Origin of the sequence: Rhodoferax sp. GW822-FHT02A01 (assembly GCF_038784515.1) — a bacterium.
Lineage (GTDB): Bacteria > Pseudomonadota > Gammaproteobacteria > Burkholderiales > Burkholderiaceae_C > Allorhodoferax.
The window spans coordinates 4,859,601-4,878,577 of record NZ_CP152376.1; the positions used below are offsets into that span (position 1 = coordinate 4,859,601).

Below are 18,977 nucleotides of genomic sequence, written 5' to 3' on the forward strand. Positions count from 1 at the left end.
TGAGTTGAACAAGGATTTGATGTGAAGACAACAGCAAGGGTAGTCATCATTGGCGGCGGCGTAGTGGGCTGCTCGGTTCTGTACCACCTGACCAAAAAGGGTTGGAGCGACGTGATGCTGATCGAGCGTGACCAGCTCACCAGCGGCTCCACCTGGCACGCAGCCGGCGGCTTCCACACCCTCAACGGCGACCCCAACGTGGCCATGTTGCAGAGCTACACCGTGAGCCTGTACGAAGAGCTTGAGCGCATCTCCGGCCAGTCCTGCGGCATGCACAAGTCGCCCGGCATCATGCTGGCCGACACGCCCGAGCGCATGGAGTTCCTGAAGATGACGGTGGCGCGTGGTCGCTACCTGGGCATGGCTACCGAAATCATTTCGGTGAAAGAAGCCAAGGAGTACTTCCCTTTCATCGAAGAAAAATACTTCCTGGGCGCCCTGCTCGATCCCAACGAAGGTCACCTGGACCCCAGCGGTACCACCTACGCTTATGCCAAGGCGGCCCGTCTGGGTGGCGCCACCATCGAAGTACAGACCAAGGTCGAAAGCCTGGAGCAAAAGCCCGATGGCACCTGGCGCGTGATCACCAACAAGGGTGTGGTGGAGTGCGAACACGTGGTGAACTGCGGCGGCCTGTGGGCCCGTGAAGTGGGCCGCATGGTGGGCATCGAGTTGCCCGTGCTGGCCATGGAGCACATGTACCTGGTCACCGACGACATCCCGGAAGTGGAAGCCTTCAACAAGAGCGCTGGCAAGGAAATCGGCCACGTCATCGACTTTGGTGCCGAGAGCTACCTGCGCCAGGAAGGCAAGGGCATGGTGCTGGGCGTGTATGAGCAAGCTGGTGTGCCCTGGAGCCCCAAGAACACGCCCTGGAGCTTCGGCCAGGAGCTGCTGCAACCCGATCTGGACCGCATTGCGCCGTCGCTGGAAATCGCCTTCAAGCATTTCCCCACCCTCGAAAACGCCGGCATCAAGCGCGTCATCAACGGACCCTTCACCTTCGCACCCGACGGCAACCCGCTGGTGGGTCCAGTACAGGGCCGCACCAACTTCTGGAGCGCCTGCGGCGTGATGGCCGGCTTCAGCCAGGGCGGCGGTGTCGGTCTGGCGCTGTCCAACTGGATGGTGGACGGCGACCCCGGTTTCGACATCTGGGGCATGGATGTCGCGCGCTACGGCGACTGGGCCACCCGCACGTACACCAACGCCAAGGTGCGTGAGAACTACTCGCGCCGCTTCCGTATCCGCTTCCCCAATGAGGAGCTGCCCGCAGCACGTCCGCTGCAAACTACGCCGCTGTACGACAAGTTCATTGAGCAAGGCGCGGTGATGGGCGACTCCTGGGGCATGGAAACACCGCTGTGGTTTGCACCCAGCAAGGCTGAAGCCCACGACGTGGTGAGCTTCCACCGCTCCAACGACTTCCCGCACATCAAGGCCGAATGCAAGGCCGTGCGCGAGGCCGTGGGCGTGACCGAGATCGCCAACTTCGCCAAGTACCAGATCACCGGCCCCGGCGCCGAAGCCTGGTTGCTCAAGGTCATGACCAATACCATGCCCAAGACCGGCCGCCTCATGCTCACGCCCATGCTCAACGAGAACGGCAAGATCATTGGCGACTTCACCATCGCCAAGGCCGAGGACAACCGCTACATGATGTGGGGCTCCAGCCAGGCCCAGATCTACCATATGCGCTGGTTCGAGCAGCACCTGCCCAAGGATGGCTCGGTGAAGATCGAACCCTACGGCATGAAGCTGATCGGCCTGTCCATTGCCGGCCCCAAATCGCGCGAACTGCTGCAACGCCTCACCGACGACGACATGTCCAACGAAGCCTTCAAGTTCATGGACTACCGCGAGATGGAAGTCGCCACCGTGCAGGCCAAGGTCAACCGTGTGACCTACACCGGCGACCTGGGTTACGAGATCTGGGTGGCACCGGAATACCAGCGCCGCCTGTACGAGAGCATCATGGAAGCAGGCAAGGACCTGGGCATCCGCAACTTCGGCATGCGCGCCCTGCTGTGCCTGCGCCTGGAAAAGAACTTCGGCACCTGGTTCCGCGAATTCCGCCCCATCTACGGCCCCTTCGAAGCCGGCCTGGACCGCTTCATCAAGCTCGACAAGCCCGACTTCATTGGCAAGGCCGCAGCCATCAAGGAAAAGGAAGACGGCCCCAAGCGCACCCGCATCTACATGGTGGTGGACGCCGACGACTGCGACGTGATGGGCGACGAGCCGATCTGGGTCGACGGCAAGGTGGTAGGCTGGGTGACCTCCGGCGGCTATGGACATTACGTCGACCAGTCGCTGGCCCAAGGTTACATTCCTACCGAACTGGTCAAACCCGATATGCAACTGGAAATTGAAATCCTGGGCGAGCGCCGTAAGGCCCGCCTGCAAATGGACCCGCCCTTTGACCCTGAAGCCAAGCGCATGAGGATGTAAGCCATGGCAGTGACAGAGCGCGCCGGCGAACGGTATTCCATCTGGTCGCTGCTCAAGCATGCGATGGGTGGGCACAAGAGCTGGGAGCGCGCCTGGCGCGATCCCGAGCCCAAGAAGAGCTACGACGTCATCATCGTGGGCGGCGGCGGCCACGGCCTGGCCACCGCCTACTATTTGGCCAAGAACCACGGCATCAAGAACATCGCCGTGCTGGAAAAGGGCTACATCGGCAGCGGCAATGCGGGGCGCAACACAACCATCGTGCGCTCCAACTACATGATGCAGGAGAACACGCCGTTCTACGAACACAGCATGAGCCTGTGGCGTGGCATGTCCGAGGATCTCAACTACAACGTGATGTTCTCGCCGCGCGGCTACCTGTTTGCCGCCTGCTCCCAGGCCTCGCTGGACAGTCTGGTGCGCCGCGCCAACACCATGCGCCTGAACGGCATCCGCGCCGAAATCCTCACCCGTGAAGAGATGATCAAGGAAGCGGGCTACCTGGACTACTCTGACCACGCCCGCTTTCCCATCTACGGCGGCATGCTGCAGCCCGACGCTGGCACCGCCCGCCACGACGCCGTGGTCTGGGGCTATGCCCGCGCTGCCGACCAGCTGGGTGTGGACATCATCCAGAACTGCGAAGTGCAGGACTACATCTGGGACAAAGAGCGCATCGTAGGCGTCAAGACCAACCGCGGCGACATCAAGGCCGGCAAGGTCGGCATTGCCGTGGCGGGCCACACCTCGGTGCTGGCGCAAAAGGCTGGATTGCAACTGCCTATTGAGAGCCATGTGCTGCAGGCCTTTGTGAGCGAATCCATCAAACCCGTGGTCAACCACGTGGTGGTGTGGAGCGCCACCTACTTCTACGTCTCGCAGTCGGATAAGGGCGGCCTGGTGTTTGGCGGCCACATCGACCGCTACAACTCCTACGCCCAGCGCGGCAACCTCGCCAACTGGGGCGAGACCATGCAGGGCCTGGCCAGTCTGGTGCCGTTTGCAGCGCGCCTGCGGCTGCTGCGCAGCTGGGGCGGCATCATGGACATGACGCCCGACGGCAGCCCCATCATCACGACTACTCCGGTGCCGGGGCTGTACCTCAATGGTGGGTGGTGCTATGGCGGGTTCAAGGCTACACCTGCTTCTGGGTGGTGCTTTGCGCACACGATTGCCAATGACTCGCCGCATGAGTACAACGCGGGGTTCACGATGGATCGGTTTGCCAAAGGGCGGTATATCGATGAGGCTGGGTATGGGCCTTACAACCATTTGCAGTGATGGCTCTGGTTTTGAATTCGATGCTTTTGTTGTCCCCCCTTCCCCCCCGCCCCTTCACCCCCGCCGGGGTGAAGGGGAGCCTGGACAACCGATTTGGCCTCTGCGCGCCGAATGCGGAATTACGCCAGAGAGGCCGCGGTACGTTTGTTGTCACCACCGTTGGTCAACGTAACAGTCGTAGCCAATGGCTAGGCCGTTCGCGCTCCAACGCCCCAAGCGCGAGCGCAGCGAGGCGCGACACCACCCAACACGCGTGCAAGGTGAGCGCAGCGAACGAGCACGCGGATGTTCCGCACCCAGCGCCATTGGAACGTGCTGAGCAGCGCAGCGATGGGCGGATCAGGGCGGGTGCATGTTTGAGCGTAGCGAGTTTGCGACCGACCCCGCCCAGCGCGAGCAGCGCAAGGTACCCCGCAGGGGCACGTTACACGGCTCGCCTTTCTTTTGCTTACTTTTCTTTGGCGAAGCAAAGAAAAGTGAGTCGGCCGCCGGGCCGAAACCCGGCCTGCCCCGCCAGCAACAAAGCCATCGAAAGAAGCAAGCAATGCTAAGAATCCACTGCCCCTACTGCGGCGTACGCGACCACGAAGAGTTCAGCTACTTTGGCGATGCCACCAAGACCTACCCCGGCCTGGAAGCCGAAAACCACGACGGCTGGGTCGACGCGGTCTACACCCGCAACAACCCCAAAGGCGAACACTATGAATTCTGGCAACACACCCTGGCCTGCCGCCGCTGGCTGGTGGTGAAGCGCAACACCATCACACACGACATCCTCGCCGTGATGCCCGCACGCGAGCGCCCCTTGGGCGCTACCCAGCCCGCGCCATGCACCAGCCCGGCAGCAACGCAAGGAGCCAAGGCATGAGCAACCCGGCAACATCCGCTGGCGCATTCCGCACCGCACAGGGCGGTCGCGTGGACCGCAACAAGCCGGTGCAGTTCAGCCTGGACGGCCAGACATTCACCGGCCTGGCCGGTGACACCGTGGCCGCCACCCTGCTGGCCCATGGCAAACACCTGGTGGCGCGCAGCTTCAAGTACCATCGCCCGCGCGGCATCCTGGCCGCAGGCGTGGAAGAACCCAATGCCCTGCTGACTGTGGGCAATGGTGCGACGACCGAGCCCAACATCGCTGCCACCGTGATCGAGTCGCACAACGGCCTGGTGACCCGCACCCAAAACGCCTGGCCCTCGGTCGACTTCGACCTGATGGCCATCAACAACACGCTCTCCAGCATCTTCGTGGCGGGTTTCTATTACAAGACCTTCATGCCCTCGCTCAAGGGCTGGATGTTCTTCGAACACTTCATCCGCAAGGCCGCCGGTCTGGGCAAGGCCACCGAGCTGCCAGACCCGGACCGCTACGACTGGCACCACGGATTCCCCGATGTGCTGGTGATCGGTTCCGGCCCGGCGGGCTTGTCTGCTGCATTGGGTGCAGCCCGTGCAGGTCTGGACGTCACCCTGGTGGAGCAGGACTTTGCCTTTGGCGGCTCCCTGCTCAACAACGCCGTGGACAGCGCAGATGCCCAGTGGCTGAAAAAGACACTGGCCGAGCTGCAATCCTCGGGCCGTGTGACGCTGCTCAACCGCGCCAGCGCCTTTGGTGTTTTTGACGGCAACACGGTAGGTGTGCTGGAGCGCAGCGCACCGGGCGTTGCCGATGCGGCCCATGGTGTGCCACGCCAACGGCTGCACATTCTGCGCAGCAAGAGCGTGATCATGGCCTGCGGCGCGCTGGAGCGTCCCCTGCTGTTTGCGGGCAATGACCGCCCCGGCGTGATGCTCAGCAGCGCCGTCGGTACCTACGTCAACCGCTACGGCGTGCTGGCTGGCAAGCAGGCGCTTTTCAGCACCAACAACGACGCAGCCTACGCCGATGCCATTGCCCTGGCCAAGGCGGGTGCCAAGGTCTGCCTGGCCGATCTGCGCAAGCAGGCCAACCAGGCCCTGTTCAAGACCGCCGAAGCGGCCGGTGTGGAAGTGCTGCTGGGCACTGCCGTGGTGGGCGCAAGGGGTGCTGCCCGCGTGAACCAGTGCGAATTGGCCTCGTACGACATTGCGTCCGGGACCGTAGGCGGACACCAGGGACAACGCAGCGTGGACCTGCTGGCCATGTCTGGAGGCTGGACACCCAGCGTGCACCTCAGTTCGCACCGCGGTGTGAAGCCCGTGTACAGGCCCGAGCTCAGCATGTTCCTGCCCGGAGGCTTCGAGCGTGCCCAGTTTGGCGCGGGCAGCATGGTGGGAACCCAGACCCTGACCGCCGCCATCCAGAGCGGCTGGGAAGCCGCAAAAGAGGCGGTGCAGGTGTGCGGCGCCAGCATCCTGGGTGATGCACCGCAAGCCCCCGATTCGCGTGACGCCTACATGGCCTTTACCGGCATAGGCCCCATCGTGGTGGCCAAGCCGGTGGACAAGACCTTTGTCGACTTCCAGAGCGACGTGGCCACCAGTGACGTGGATCTGGCGCACCAGGAAGGCTACCAGTCGGTGGAACATCTCAAGCGCTACACCACGCAGGGTATGGGCACCGACCAGGGCAAGACCTCCAACCTCAATGCGCTGTCCATCATGGCCGCCAAGCGCGGCATGGAAGTGGCACAGGTCGGCACCACCACCTTCCGCCCGCCCTACACGCCCGCCACCATCGGTGCGCTGGCCGGGCGCGGCGTGCGCTCGCACCTGGCACCGGTGCGCCGCACCGCCATGCACGACTGGCATCTGGAAAACGGCGGCCAGATGATGGAGGCCGGTTACTGGATGCGCCCGCTCTGGTACAACACCCACGGCGCAAATCTCTCTGCCGCCTACAAGGCGGAGATGGACATCGTGCGCGAGCAAGTCGGCATGGCCGACGTGTCCACCCTGGGCAAGATCGACGTGCAGGGCCCTGACGCGGCCGAGTTCCTCAACCGCGTCTACGTCAACGGCTTTGCCAAGCTGGGCGTGGGCAAGGCGCGCTACGGCTTCATGCTGCGCGAGGATGGCATCGTGATGGATGACGGCACCACCAGCCGCATCAGCGAGACCGAATTCTTCATGACCACCACCACCGCCCAGGCCGCTCGGGTGATGAGCCATCTGGAATTCCTGCTGCAGGTGGTGTGGCCGGATCTGCGGGTCACCGTGGCTTCGGTGTCCGACCAATGGGCCGCCATGAGTGTGGCCGGTCCCAAGGTGCGTGACGTGATGCGCGCGGCTTTCCCCGGCCTGGACTTCAGCAACGAAGCATTCCCCTTCATGGGCGTGCTGGACGCCACGCTCGAAGGCGCCCTGGCAGGTGTGAAGGTGCGCATCATCCGCCTGACCTTCTCGGGCGAAATGGCCTACGAGGTCTACACCCCCACACACCATGGCCGCGCCATCTGGGACCATCTGATGCAGGCCGGCAAACCCTGGAACCTGGGCAGCTACGGCCTGGAAGCACTGGGCTCCCTGCGCATCGAGAAAGGCCATGTGGTCGGCTCCGAGATGGATGGCCGCACCACCCTGGACGACATGGGCGCCGGCAAGATGGCCAGCCAGCTCAAACCCTTCTGGGGCGATGCACTGCGCCGCAGCGAGAACCTGACGCGCAAGGACCGCGCGGCACTGGTCGGCTTGGAGGCCCTGGACGCCAATGAGCCGCCCAACAACGGCGCCATCCTCTTCTTTGCCGACGACGAAATCAAGGGCCATGGACGCGGCCACATCACCAGCACCACCTACAGCAAGCACGTGGGCAAGCCCATTGCGCTGGGCCTGCTGCAAGGTGGCACCAGCCACGTCGGACAGATCGTGGTGGCGGCATCGCCCGTACATGGCAGACAATACAAGCTCAAGGTGGTGGAACCCTGCTTCCTTGACCCCGAAGGGAACCGTTACCGTGGTTGAGTCATCCCCATCTCCAGCAACCCTGCGCAGCCCGTTTACCGGCCATGCCGCTGGCAAGCGGCCCAATACCTTAGGCCAGACCGGTGTGCAGCTGACCGCCAGCACCTTGCCCAGCGTGACCCTGATCAGCACCTGGATCACTGGTGTGGACGCCCTGCAGCAGGCATTGACGCAAGTCTTCGGCAGCCATATCCCCGAGCAGACCGGCAAGACCGCGCAAACCGAACTGGGCTTGTTGATGCGCACCGGCCCGGAAGAATTCCTGCTCATCGGTGACGATTACACCGATCGAACCGCCCTGCTGCGCACGTCCATTGCGGCGGATGTGGGCTCGGTCACCGACCTGAGCCAGGCGCGCTGCCGCATCCGCATCGAAGGTGCCCAGTGCCGCACCACCTTGAACAAACTCTTTGCGCTGGACCTGCGCGAGACCGCGTTCCCGGTCGGCGACGTGGCAATGACTGGCACCCACCACGTGCCCTGCACCTTGCATCGAGTGACCTCTGACGTTTTCGACATCTATGTGTTCAGCACCTATGCCTACGACCAGTTGGGTACGGTTTTGGACGCTGCCTTGGAATATGGAGTAGCCTTGCAGTTCTCATAAAAGGGGAATTGCTGGAACATGGTCCGTTGGAACTTCTGCAGTTGGGTCTGCGGGCTGTTGTTGCACGTTGTTTGCTGTCTGCCCGCAAGCGCTTCCGAGTCCTTGACGTGCACGAAAACCGTGCGCTGGAATGCCGACAGCCCCTATTCCTACCTGGGCAAGGACGGCGAAGTTCAGGGCATTTATGCGGATCTGATGCGCGAGACCTTGCGCAGAATGAACTGCAAGGCCGTCTTTGTGGAAATGCCCTGGGCCAGAGCGCTTTTTGAACTGGAGGGCGGCAAGCTGGACGTTCTGCCCGGCGCCTTCAAGACCGAAGAGCGCGAACGCTTCGCCTTGTTTTCCCGGCCGGTGAACCGATCACCCAACGTACTGTTCGTTGGCGTGGCGGCGGCGCGCTCCTTCCGTCTGAAACAGCTGGCGGACATCCTTGGTACGGATTTCCGGCTCGGCGTCCAGATCAAGGTGTCCTATGGCGAGGAATATGACCGGCTGATTGCCGATCCGCGCTTTCCCAAGCGCACTGAACTGGGCCAACGCTCTCTGGGCTGGCAAATGATAGACAGCAACCGCATAGACGGCATGATCGCTGATGAGTCCACGGCACTGATCGAAATCGCCAGCCAAGGACTGGAAAATCGCATCGTCAAGTCGGCGGTTGTCGTATCCGACAAGCCCTCTTATATCGCCTTCAGCAAGCAGTCCACCAATGCCGACTTTGTCGCGCGCTTCGATCAGGCCTTTGGAACCATGCTCAAGGATGGCAGCTACAAGAGTACCGTTGAGCGCTACATCCCGTGCACGGTTTCTGTTGAAAAAATGGGCTGCAAATAAGTGTGTGCCCTGTTTCCAAATGGCTAAGTTCCAGCTTGTGATTTGCCACGCCCGTGGGCGCACCAGCAGCCGAGAGCAATGGCGACAGACATCACCGATCCGCGCGTAAGACTCACGTGCGCAACAACTCTTCTGCCTTGCGACGAATCTGGTCGAGCACCTGGCGAACAGTCTCCTGCTCTTCCTCACCGATCCCCTCAACCAGGCAAGATGTTGCTCTCGACACAGTGGATCGCCCCTTCGCCAGCTCGGTTTCGCCAAGAGCCGTCGGCATGTCGTCGTTGCCGACCAAACCCGTAGCGCGAAGTTGATCAAGTACCCCCTCAACTTCGCCCAATTCAACCTTGAGAGCGTCAGCGACTGCAAGCCGCCAGTTTCCGTTCGACGGCGTGACACTCGCTTTGCTTAAGGCGTTTAGGCAGACCCACCCCGGATAGGTCTTGATCGCGGTCGTCGACAGAGTTTTGGTAAGCAGCGCGCGCAAGGCGTTCTCTGCTGGACCGATTACGGAGGGCAGGGGGCGTGAGACTGGCATCGTTTTCTCCTATGATCTTGGTGTAACCAAGATATATTATTGGTATTACCAAGATTGGTCAACAACAATGTCGCTACATCTCTCTACGCTCCCAACCTGGATTCTGAGTTCCGCCGCGATGCGATCGCATCAAATCCTGCACAAGCAACTCTCGGTGTCTGGAGTCGATGGCTACGAATATCGCTGCATATCGGCACTGGCAACCGCGGCGCAATTGAGTCAAGCCGAGCTAGGAAACGCAGCCGTGCTGGATCCCCGTGACGTTACCCATACCGTGCGGGCACTGGAAGCTCGGGGACTTGTGACGCGGGAAAAGGATCCCAACCACGGCCGAAAAGTCCTCGTCTCATTGACAGCGGCTGGGCGTAGGACCGCCAATCGACTCGCCCCGGTGATGGCAGAAGTTCAAGACAAGATATTCGGTCGCTTGAGCCCTGAGGAGCGATCCACATTGCTTGAGCTCCTCGAACGCGTGGGCAACTAGCTCACGGGAGACACAACACCGGCAGCGACTAGGGCTCCATTTGTGTAGTGGGCGTGCTATGCAATATAGACAAAATCCTGCGCATGCCCGCCTCGATTTCCGCAGTCGAGCGAGCCGCATTCAGGCTGATGCGCACGGCATGGGGGGTCACCGCCCTGCCCACCGCGAAATGATCTGCTGTGCGTATCAGCACCCCAGCCTGGCGTAGCGCGGCAGCAAACTGGCCCACACGCCACGGCTCGGGCAAGGGCATCCAGATCAGGGGTGACTCGGCATCGGCACGGCAGTCCATGCCCTGGAGCAGAGCCATCGCCACGTCCCGGCGCTCAGTCATGCTGGCACGCTGGGCCACGATGAGCTGCTCCATCACACCGCTGTCTATCCATTGCGACGCGATCTCCGGCAGCAGCGGGGCTGTCATCCAGCAATCCGCACGCATGGCGGCGGCCAGCTTGCTCAGCCACTGGGGCGCCGCCTCGACATAGCCCACGCGCAACCCCGGCCCCGCCACCTTGGAAAAACTGCTCAACACAAAGGACTGGTCCGGCAACAGCGTGGAGACCGCCGGTAGCGGTGCAGCCTGGGAGGCGGCATGCACACAGTCCTCGATCAGCAACAGGTTGTGCTTTTGCACCACCTTGGCAATCGCTTGGCGGCGCTGCAAGGACATGGTGCTGTTGGTAGGGTTGTGCAGGCTGGGTGAGCAATACACCAGCTTGCCGGTGATGTTGCGTGCCGCGTGTTCCAGCGCCTGCGGCAGCATGCCCTCCTCGTCCATTTCTACACCCACCAGTTGCAGGCGCATCAGCCGCGCCAGTGCCTGCAGCCCGGGATAACTCAGCGTCTCGGTAAAGACAACATCCCCTGGATGGGCCAGCGCACGCAACACGCAGGACAGCCCGTGCTGCGCGCCATGGGTGACCATGACCCGGCTGGCATCACCGCCCAGGCCGAAGCGCCGCAACCACTCGGCGCCCGACTGGCGGTGGCGCGCATGACCCGCTTCGGGCTGGTAGCTCAACACCTGGCGCAGGACCTGCGGATCGGCTGCAACGCGTTGCAGGGTTGCGGCCAGCGCGCGCCCGTCATCGGTGGGAATGGCCACGTTGTGGGCCAGATCCACGGGGGCGCGATTGGCAGCGTTCTGCGGCGTACCGGCCTGCTCCGGGGAGCGAACATAGGTTCCGTCGCCCACCCGGGCCGTGGCCATGCCGCGCTGCTCCAGGATTTCGTAGGCGTGGCTGACCGTGCCCGCCGTCACGCCCAGGCGCTGCGCCAGCCGACGCTGGGGCGGCAAGCGCTCACCGGTAGGCAATTGGCCGTTCTGTATGAATTGGGCCAACTCGTCGGCAAGGGCCAGGTAGCGCGGCTTGCCGGTGTCTTGCAGGCAGGCCTTGGAAATCAGGTTCTCGATGGACAACGGTGGCTCTTTTCGGGAATGTGCAATTACTCAAGATGGCTGCATTGATAGCATGCAATCCAGCGCATAGTATGCGGCAATGAACCAATTCGACTACATCGTCGTGGGCGCGGGCTCGGCTGGCTGCGTACTGGCCAACCGCCTAACGGCCAGCGGCAAAGACCAGGTCCTGTTACTCGAGGCCGGTGGCTCTGACCGCAGCCCGCTGATCCAGGTGCCCCTGGGTTACGGCCTGACCTTTGCCGACCCCAAGTACAACTGGGGCTACACCACCGAACCCGACCCCGCACTCCATGGCCGCGCCTGCTACTGGCCCCGCGGCAAGGTGCTGGGCGGCAGCAGTTCGCTCAATGCCATGGTCTATATCCGCGGGCAGCAAACCGACTACGACGACTGGGCTGCAGCGGGCAATACCGGCTGGAGCTGGAAGGATGTACTGCCCTACTTCAAGAAGTCCGAAGACCATGTGTGGGGCGCGTCCGAACACCACGGCGCAACCGGTGAAATGCGGGTCAGCGACTTTGCCGACCAGGTGCACCCGCTGTGCGAACGTTTTCTGCAGGCTGGCAAGGCGCTCGGTTTTGAGCGCACCGACGACTTCAACGGCCGCCTGAAGGAAGGCTTCGGCCTGTGGCAGATGACGATACGCAACGGCGTACGCGAGTCCACCTCCAACGCCTTCCTGCGCCCGGCGCTCAAGCGCAGCAATCTCATACTGCAGACCCATGCCCACGTCACGCGGGTGCTGACCGAAGGCAAGAAGGCCGTGGGTGTGGAGTGCCTGATCGACGGTGTGACGAAGACCTTCATGGTGCGCAAGGAAGTCATCCTCAGCGGCGGCGCCATCAACTCGCCGCAACTGCTGCAACTCTCGGGCATAGGCGACAGCGCCCATTTGCAACGCGTTGGCGTGCCGCTGGTGCACCACCTGCCACGCGTGGGCCAAGGCCTGCAGGACCACCTGTGCGTGTCCTACTTCTTCAAGTCCAAGGTCCCCACACTCAACAACAGCCTGCGCCCTTGGTACGGCAAGCTGTGGGCCGGGGTGCGCTACCTGTTCACCCGCAAGGGTCCCCTGGGCATGAGCGTGAACCAGGCCGGCGCCTTCGTGCGCAGCCGCCCCGGGCTGGAACGGCCCAACCTGCACCTGTACTTCAACCCCATCAGCTACAGCGCAGCCACCATCGTCCCCGGGCGCTTCAAGATCACCAACCCCGATCCGTTCCCGGCCTTTCTGATTTCCTTCAACACCTGCGTACCCACCAGCCGCGGCAGCGTCACCATCCAGAGCGCCAACCCGCTGGACAAGCCCAAGATCGAAACCAACTTCCTCAGCACCGAGCACGACCTGCGCGACATCGTGGAAGGATCGCGCATGGTGCGCGCCATTGCCAACAGCCGGCCCCTGGTCGACGTGATGCAAAGCGAACACCTGCCCGGCATTGCGGTGCAGAGTGATGAAGACATCCTCAAGGATTTCCGCACGCGGGGCGGCTCTGTCTACCACGCATCGTGCACCTGCGCGATGGGCGTGGACCCGGCTACCTCGGTGGTGGACGCGCGGCTGCGCGTGCATGGCATGACCGGTTTGCGGGTGATTGATGCTTCGGTGTTTCCTTCTGTCACCTCGGGCAATACGAATGCGCCGGTGATCATGGTGGCGGAAAAAGGGGCGGATATGGTGTTGCAGGATTGGGCTTAATGCTTTCCCCCCTTGCCCCAAGCGCAAGCGCAGCGACGCGCGACACCACCCAACACGCGTGCAAGGTGAGCGCAGCGAACGAGCACGCGGATTCTTTGCACCCAGCGCCATTGGAACGTGCTGAGCAGCGCAGCGATGGGCGGATCAGGGCGGGCGCATGTTTGAGCGTAGCGAGTTTGCGACCGACCCCGCTCAGCGCGAGCAGCGCAAGGCACCCCGCAGGGGCACGTTACACGGCTCGCCTTTTCTTTGGGTACTTTCTTTTGGCGAAGCAAAAGAAAGTACCTCGGCCGCCGGGCCGAAACCCGGCTCGCAACGCCCGCCAAACCCCACAACTAATCACCCAAAAAGCAGGACCCAACAAATGAGCAAACAAAAAATCGGATTCATCGGCCTAGGCAGCCTGGGCGAAGGCCTCTGCAACAGCCTGGTCAAAGCAGGCTACCCCGTCAAAGTCAATGACCTCAACAAGGACCTGGCCAAGCGCCTGCTGGAAGGCGGCGCACAGTGGGCCAGCACCACGGCAGAAGTCTGCAAAGACGCCGACGTAGTCATCACCGTACTGCCCTCACCTGCCGTCTCGCGAAAGGTCGTCGAAGGCCCGGGCGGCGTGTTCGAGAACCTCAAACCCGGCGGCGTGTGGATCGAGATGAGCACCACCGACATGGAAGACCTGCTGCGCCTGGCAGAGGTGGGCAAGAGCAAAGGCATCAACGTGCTGGAGTGCCCCGTCACCGGTGGCGTGCACCTGGCCAACTCGGGCGAAATCACCGTGCTGGTCGGCGGCGAGGAAGCCACTTTCAAGCGCGTGGAAGACATTCTGGGCACCATGGGCGGCGAGATCATCTACATGGGCAAGATGGGCAATGCCTCGGTGGTGAAAGTGGTGACCAATATGCTGGCCTTCATCCACCTGATTGCTGCTGGCGAAGCCATGATGCTGCCGGCCAAGTACGGCGTGGACCCGGATGCCACTTACCGCGCCATCCGCGCCAGCTCGGGCAACAGCTTTGTGCACGAGACCGAATCCAAGCTGGTGCTCTCGGGCAGCTACAACGTCAAGTTCACCATGGACCTGGCCTGCAAGGACTTAGGGCTGGTCAACGGCATTGCCGAAAAGCTGGGCGTGCCGCTGGAACTGGGCAGCATGGCCCAGCAGATCTTTCGCCGCGCCCGTGGCCTGATGGGCGGCAACGCCCAGTCGCCCGAGGTGGTGCGCATGATCGAGAAGGCCTGCGACCTGGAGCTGCGTGCGCCAGGCTACCCCACCGAACTGGTGGCCGAGTAAACCGCATTACGCCGCTCACCAACGACTGGCAGCGCGGCCCCAACTATTGACGGAGACTTCCTTGACACACTGCAACTTCTACATTGACGGCCAATGGGTAGAGCCCCAAGAGCCCGGCACACCCCACCCCATCATCAACCCGGCTACCGAGGAATCCGTAGGCACTGTCAGCATGGGCGGAAAGGCCGATGCAGACCGCGCCGTCATGGCCGCACGCCGCGCCTTCGATGCCTACAGCCAGACCACGCTGCAGTACCGCACCGAGATGTTGCAAAAGCTGCAAGCCGTGTTCGAGCGCCGCTACACGGAGATGGCACAGGCCATCAGCACCGAGATGGGCGCACCCTGGAGCCTGGCCTATGACTCGCAGGCTGAATGCGGCCCCGGCCACATCAAGGCAACGCTGGAAGCCGCCAAGGACTTCCCCTTTGAAGTGAAGAGCGGCCAGGGCGATCTGAGCCTGGAGCCCATAGGCGTGTGCGTGCTCATCACGCCCTGGAACTGGCCCATGAACCAGGTGGTGGCCAAGTTGGCGCCTGCCCTGCTGGCGGGCTGCACCGTGGTGCTCAAGCCCAGCGAATTTGCGCCGCTCTCGGCCAAGCTAGTGGCCGAGTATGTGCATGAGGTGGGCTACCCCGCAGGTGTGTTCAACATGGTCTATGGCGACGGCCCGGTGGTAGGCGCTGCGCTCAGTGCCCACCCGGAAGTGGACATGGTGAGCTTTACCGGCTCCACCGGCGCCGGCGTGGCAGTGGCCAAGGCTGCAGCCGACACCGTCAAGCGCGTGGTGCAGGAGCTGGGCGGCAAGTCGCCCAACATCATTTTTGCCGACAGCGATGTGGATGCATCCGTTGCACGAGGCGTGAAGCGCTGCTTCAACAACACCGGCCAGAGCTGCAATGCGCCCACACGCATGCTGGTGGAGAAATCGGTGTACCAGCAGGCCGTGGCTGCCGCTGTCAAGGCCGGTGCGCAAGTGCAAGTCATACAGCCCACAGAAAAAGGCAGCGGCGTGGGCCCGCTGGCCATGAAACGCCAGTTCGAGACGGTGAACCGTTTTATCGACATCGGCATGCATTGCGGCGCTCGCCTGGTACTGGGCGGGCCAGGACGGCCTGAGGGGTTCGACAAAGGCTACTTCGTCAAGCCCACCATCTTTGCCGACGTGACCAACGACATGCCGATTGCGCGCCAGGAGATCTTCGGCCCGGTGCTGTGCATGATCCCGTTTGAAGACGAGGAAGACGCCATCCGCATCGCCAACGACACGCCCTACGGGCTGGCCGCTTACCTGTCCACCAACGACAAGGCGCGCGCACGCCGCGTGGCCAAACGCCTGCGCGCAGGCAACGTGTCGGTCAACGCATCGGGCAACGAATACTGCAACCCCTTCGGTGGCTACAAGCAGTCGGGCAATGGCCGCGAGTGGGGCCGCTTCGGCCTGCACGAGTTCATGGAATACAAGATCGTCAACGGGCTCTGAATGTGGCCCCCACGCTTGTCACTGCGTGTACTGCGCTACCCCCCAAAGGGGGCGCGTTTTTCCTTGGGGCGGCCCGGCGGAAAAACAACCCAACAACTTAGGAGCTCATTATGAAAATCAAAGACATCAAGACCTTTGTCGTAGGCAACCCGCCGCCCGGTTTTGGCGGCCGCTACTTCGTCTTCATCAAGCTCATCACCGACAACGGCATCGAAGGCCTGGGCGAGATTTACAACCTGCCCTACCACCCCGACATCGTGGCGCAAATGGCCAAGGATGTGGTGGAACGCTATGTAGTCGGCAAGGAGCCGTTTGACATTGAGAAGATCTGGCGCAGCGTGTATGGCGGCGGCTTCATCCACCGGCCCGACGTGAGCATGATGGGTATTCTGAGTGCCATTGAGATGGCCTGCTGGGACATCGTCGGCAAGGACGTCAACAAGCCCATCTACAAGCTGCTGGGCGGCCAGGTGCACGAGAAGCTGCGCAGCTACACCTACATCTACCCCAAGCCGGGCGACAAGACCGATGTGTACGCCGACCCAGTGTTGGCGGCCGAGCGCGCGCAGGAATACGTGAAGATGGGTTTCACCGCGGTCAAGTTCGATCCGGCTGGCCCTTACACCGTGTACGACGGCCACCAGCTGTCGCTGACCGAGCTGGACCGCAGCGAACGTTTCTGCAAACTGCTGCGCGAAGCGGTGGGCAGCAAGGCTGACCTGCTGTTCGGCACGCACGGACAGATGACGGCGGCAGGCGCCATCCGCCTAGCCAAGCGTCTGGAACCCTATGACCCGCTGTGGTTTGAAGAACCCATTCCACCGGACAACCAGAAGGAAATGGCCAAGGTGGCACACGGCACTTCCATCCCGGTCGCAGCGGGCGAACGCCTGACCACCAAGTGGGAATTCCTGCGCGTGATGGAAGAAGGCGCAGCCGCCATCCTGCAAATGAACCTGGGGCGCGTGGGCGGCATTCTGGAAGGCAAGAAGATTGCCTCCATGGCGGAGGCCTACCATGTACAAATTGCGCCGCATCTGTACTGCGGACCGGTGGTGGGTGCCGCCAATGTGCAACTGGCTACCTGCAGCCCCAACTTCCTGATCCAGGAAAGCATTCTGGACTGGAAGGGTTTCCACTCCGACATCCTCAAGAAGCCCATGCAATGGCAGGACGGCTACATCATTCCACCGACCGAGCCGGGCCTGGGCATTGAACTGAATGAGGAAGTCGCGCTGGCCCATCCGTACGTGGGCAACGCCCTGCATCTGGACATGACGCACGACACACCGAAAGTCTGAAGAAGTCCGTGCAATGGCGCATAAGGTCAACAAAGGGTCGTAAGCGCACGAGACGTGCGATTGCGTAGCCCCTACGATGCGCCAGCTGCATGCACCTGCCATGCCCGTTTCAACCAAACCAAGGATAGAAATGCTGCACATTGAAAAAGACGAGTCCTCCGGTATCTTGTTGGCACGCCGACAACTGGTTGCGGGCGCTGCGGCGCTAGGTCTGGGTGCTGCGCTGCTGCCCCTGGGCGCAGCGGCGGCCGAGACCCCCAAGAAGGGTGGCACGCTGCGCATCGGCATGGAGGGTGGTTCTCCGTCCGACAGCCTGGATCCGCGCCTCATTGCCGACTCGGTCCCGCTGGTGATGGGCATGATGCTGTGGAATGGTCTGGTCGAGATCGCCGACAACGGTGACGTGGTCGGCGAAGTACTGGAAAAGTGGGAGGTCAAGCCCGGTGCCACCGAGTGGGTGTTTACCGTGCGCAAGGGGCTGACTTTCAACTCCGGCAAGACGGTCGATGCCGACGACGTCATCTACTCGCTCAACCTGCACCGCGGCGAAACCAAGTCGCCCGCCAAGTCGGTACTGGCGGACATCACCGAGATCAAGAAGCTCAGCGCCAACCAGATCCAGATCACGCTGGGTAGTGGCAACGTGGATCTGCCGTTCACACTGAGCGACTTCCACATCATGGTGGTGCCCAACGGCACTACCGACTTCAGCAAACCGGATGGCACCGGCGCATTTGCCCTGGAGGAGTTCCAGCCCGGTGTGCGTGCAACCTTTGTGCGCAAACCCGGCACGTATTGGAAAGCGGGTCGCGGCAATTTTGACCGCGTGGAAATCCGCTACATCGGTGACGCTGCAGCGCGTACCCAAGCGCTGGTGACGGGCCAGGTGGACGTGATCAACCGTGTCGATCCCAAGACCGCCGCTCTGCTGGCCAAAAACAAGGCCGTGCGTATTTCTCGCACACCGGGCATGGGTAACCGCTACGCCTTTGTGGCGCAGACTGACAAGAGCCCGTTCTCCAACAAGGACCTGATGCTGGCGCTGAAGTACGGCATAGACCGCAAGAAGATTGTCGACAACGTGTTTGCTGGTTATGCAACTCCGGGCAACGACCACACCGTGGGCGGCAAGATGAAGTTCTACGACACCAAGCAGAAGCTGATGTCGTATGACCCCGACAAGGCCAAGTTCCACTACAAGAAATCCGGCGTCACCAGCCCCATCGAGCTGCAGGTTTCCGAAGGCGCATTCTCCGGTGCCACTGACTCGGGTCAGGTATATCAGGAGTCACTGGCCAAGGCTGGCATCACGCTGGACCTCAAGCGGGTTTCCGGCGATGGCTATTGGGATAACGTCTGGCTCAAGCAACCGTTCTGTGCGGTGTACTGGGCCAACCGCCCCACCGTGGACAACCAGTTGACCACCACCTTCAAGGCGGGCTCCAGTTGGAATGACACCCACTTCAACAACGCCGAATTCGAGAAACTGATGGTCAGCGCCCGCGTGGAACTGGACGAGAAAAAACGAGCGGCGATGTATGCGCGTTGCCAGGAACTGATCAGCCAGAACTCCGGCATGGTGTGCTTCGCGATTCAGGATTATCTGGACGCCTGCAACACCAAGTTGCGTGGACTGACTCTGTCCGGTCGCTTCGATCTGGCCGACTGCCGTATTCCGGAAAAAGGTTGGTTCGCCTGATTCGTAACCCTGT

General features: G+C 62.2%; 13 protein-coding genes. 11 read left to right on the forward strand and 2 right to left on the reverse strand.

All coding sequences use genetic code 11. The features are described 5' to 3' along the window. Positions 1–21 precede the first annotated feature (21 nt). From AAGF34_RS22990 to AAGF34_RS23015, 6 genes are all read left to right on the forward strand, one after another. Positions 22–2,451: an FAD-dependent oxidoreductase gene (locus AAGF34_RS22990; protein ID WP_342618028.1), complete on the forward strand. Its 2,430-nt coding sequence runs from the start codon at positions 22–24 to the stop codon at positions 2,449–2,451. A 3-nt stretch (positions 2,452–2,454) separates the two neighbouring features. Further along, positions 2,455–3,732, forward strand: a complete 1,278-nt coding sequence (locus AAGF34_RS22995; protein ID WP_342618029.1) for a sarcosine oxidase subunit beta family protein — start codon at positions 2,455–2,457, stop codon at positions 3,730–3,732. A gap of 544 nt (positions 3,733–4,276) precedes the next feature. Then, positions 4,277–4,600 carry a sarcosine oxidase subunit delta gene (locus tag AAGF34_RS23000; protein ID WP_342618030.1) on the forward strand — a complete coding sequence of 108 codons (324 nt, stop codon included), beginning with the start codon at positions 4,277–4,279 and terminating at the stop codon, positions 4,598–4,600. Further along, a complete protein-coding gene (locus AAGF34_RS23005; protein ID WP_342618031.1) occupies positions 4,597–7,611 on the forward strand; it encodes a sarcosine oxidase subunit alpha family protein in 3,015 nt (1,004 codons plus the stop codon). The genes AAGF34_RS23000 and AAGF34_RS23005 overlap by 4 nt, the downstream gene beginning before the upstream one ends. Further along, positions 7,604–8,218 carry a sarcosine oxidase subunit gamma family protein gene (locus AAGF34_RS23010; RefSeq protein WP_342618032.1) on the forward strand — a complete coding sequence of 205 codons (615 nt, stop codon included), beginning with the start codon at positions 7,604–7,606 and terminating at the stop codon, positions 8,216–8,218. The genes AAGF34_RS23005 and AAGF34_RS23010 overlap by 8 nt, the downstream gene beginning before the upstream one ends. A 102-nt stretch (positions 8,219–8,320) precedes the next feature. Continuing rightward, complete coding sequence (locus AAGF34_RS23015) at positions 8,321–9,052, forward strand: transporter substrate-binding domain-containing protein (RefSeq protein ID WP_342618033.1); 732 nt, start codon at positions 8,321–8,323, stop codon at positions 9,050–9,052. A 112-nt stretch (positions 9,053–9,164) separates the two neighbouring features. Here AAGF34_RS23015 and AAGF34_RS23020 read toward each other — a convergent pair whose 3' ends face one another. Further along, positions 9,165–9,587, reverse strand: a complete 423-nt coding sequence (locus tag AAGF34_RS23020) for a hypothetical protein (RefSeq protein WP_342618034.1) — start codon at positions 9,585–9,587, stop codon at positions 9,165–9,167. A gap of 512 nt (positions 9,588–10,099) precedes the next feature. After that, on the reverse strand, positions 10,100–11,491 hold the full coding sequence (locus AAGF34_RS23025) for a PLP-dependent aminotransferase family protein (RefSeq protein ID WP_342618035.1): 1,392 nt from the start codon (positions 11,489–11,491) through the stop codon (positions 10,100–10,102). 79 nt (positions 11,492–11,570) lie between these two features. Between AAGF34_RS23025 and AAGF34_RS23030 the strand changes: the two genes are divergently transcribed. From AAGF34_RS23030 to AAGF34_RS23050, 5 genes are all read left to right on the forward strand, one after another. Further along, a complete protein-coding gene (locus AAGF34_RS23030) occupies positions 11,571–13,193 on the forward strand; it encodes a GMC family oxidoreductase N-terminal domain-containing protein (RefSeq protein ID WP_342618036.1) in 1,623 nt (540 codons plus the stop codon). A gap of 364 nt (positions 13,194–13,557) precedes the next feature. After that, positions 13,558–14,481 carry an NAD(P)-dependent oxidoreductase gene (locus AAGF34_RS23035; protein WP_342618037.1) on the forward strand — a complete coding sequence of 308 codons (924 nt, stop codon included), beginning with the start codon at positions 13,558–13,560 and terminating at the stop codon, positions 14,479–14,481. A gap of 61 nt (positions 14,482–14,542) precedes the next feature. After that, a complete protein-coding gene (locus AAGF34_RS23040; protein ID WP_342618038.1) occupies positions 14,543–15,964 on the forward strand; it encodes an aldehyde dehydrogenase family protein in 1,422 nt (473 codons plus the stop codon). A gap of 110 nt (positions 15,965–16,074) precedes the next feature. Beyond that, positions 16,075–17,265 carry a mandelate racemase/muconate lactonizing enzyme family protein gene (locus AAGF34_RS23045; RefSeq protein ID WP_342618039.1) on the forward strand — a complete coding sequence of 397 codons (1,191 nt, stop codon included), beginning with the start codon at positions 16,075–16,077 and terminating at the stop codon, positions 17,263–17,265. Between the two features lie 130 nt (positions 17,266–17,395). Beyond that, on the forward strand, positions 17,396–18,964 hold the full coding sequence (locus tag AAGF34_RS23050; RefSeq protein WP_342618040.1) for an ABC transporter substrate-binding protein: 1,569 nt from the start codon (positions 17,396–17,398) through the stop codon (positions 18,962–18,964). The last annotated feature ends 13 nt before the right edge of the window (positions 18,965–18,977 follow it).

Bases quoted from the DNA above. Each gene is read 5' to 3' on its own strand.
- AAGF34_RS22995 (WP_342618029.1), top strand. From the start codon at position 2,455: ATGGCAGTGACAGAGCGCGCCGGCGAACGGTATTCCATCTGGTCGCTG.
- AAGF34_RS23020 (WP_342618034.1), bottom strand. From the start codon at position 9,587: ATGCCAGTCTCACGCCCCCTGCCCTCCGTAATCGGTCCAGCAGAGAAC.
- AAGF34_RS23000 (WP_342618030.1), top strand. From the start codon at position 4,277: ATGCTAAGAATCCACTGCCCCTACTGCGGCGTACGCGACCACGAAGAG.
- AAGF34_RS23030 (WP_342618036.1), top strand. From the start codon at position 11,571: ATGAACCAATTCGACTACATCGTCGTGGGCGCGGGCTCGGCTGGCTGC.
- AAGF34_RS23045 (WP_342618039.1), top strand. From the start codon at position 16,075: ATGAAAATCAAAGACATCAAGACCTTTGTCGTAGGCAACCCGCCGCCC.
- AAGF34_RS23050 (WP_342618040.1), top strand. From the start codon at position 17,396: ATGCTGCACATTGAAAAAGACGAGTCCTCCGGTATCTTGTTGGCACGC.
- AAGF34_RS23005 (WP_342618031.1), top strand. From the start codon at position 4,597: ATGAGCAACCCGGCAACATCCGCTGGCGCATTCCGCACCGCACAGGGC.
- AAGF34_RS23035 (WP_342618037.1), top strand. From the start codon at position 13,558: ATGAGCAAACAAAAAATCGGATTCATCGGCCTAGGCAGCCTGGGCGAA.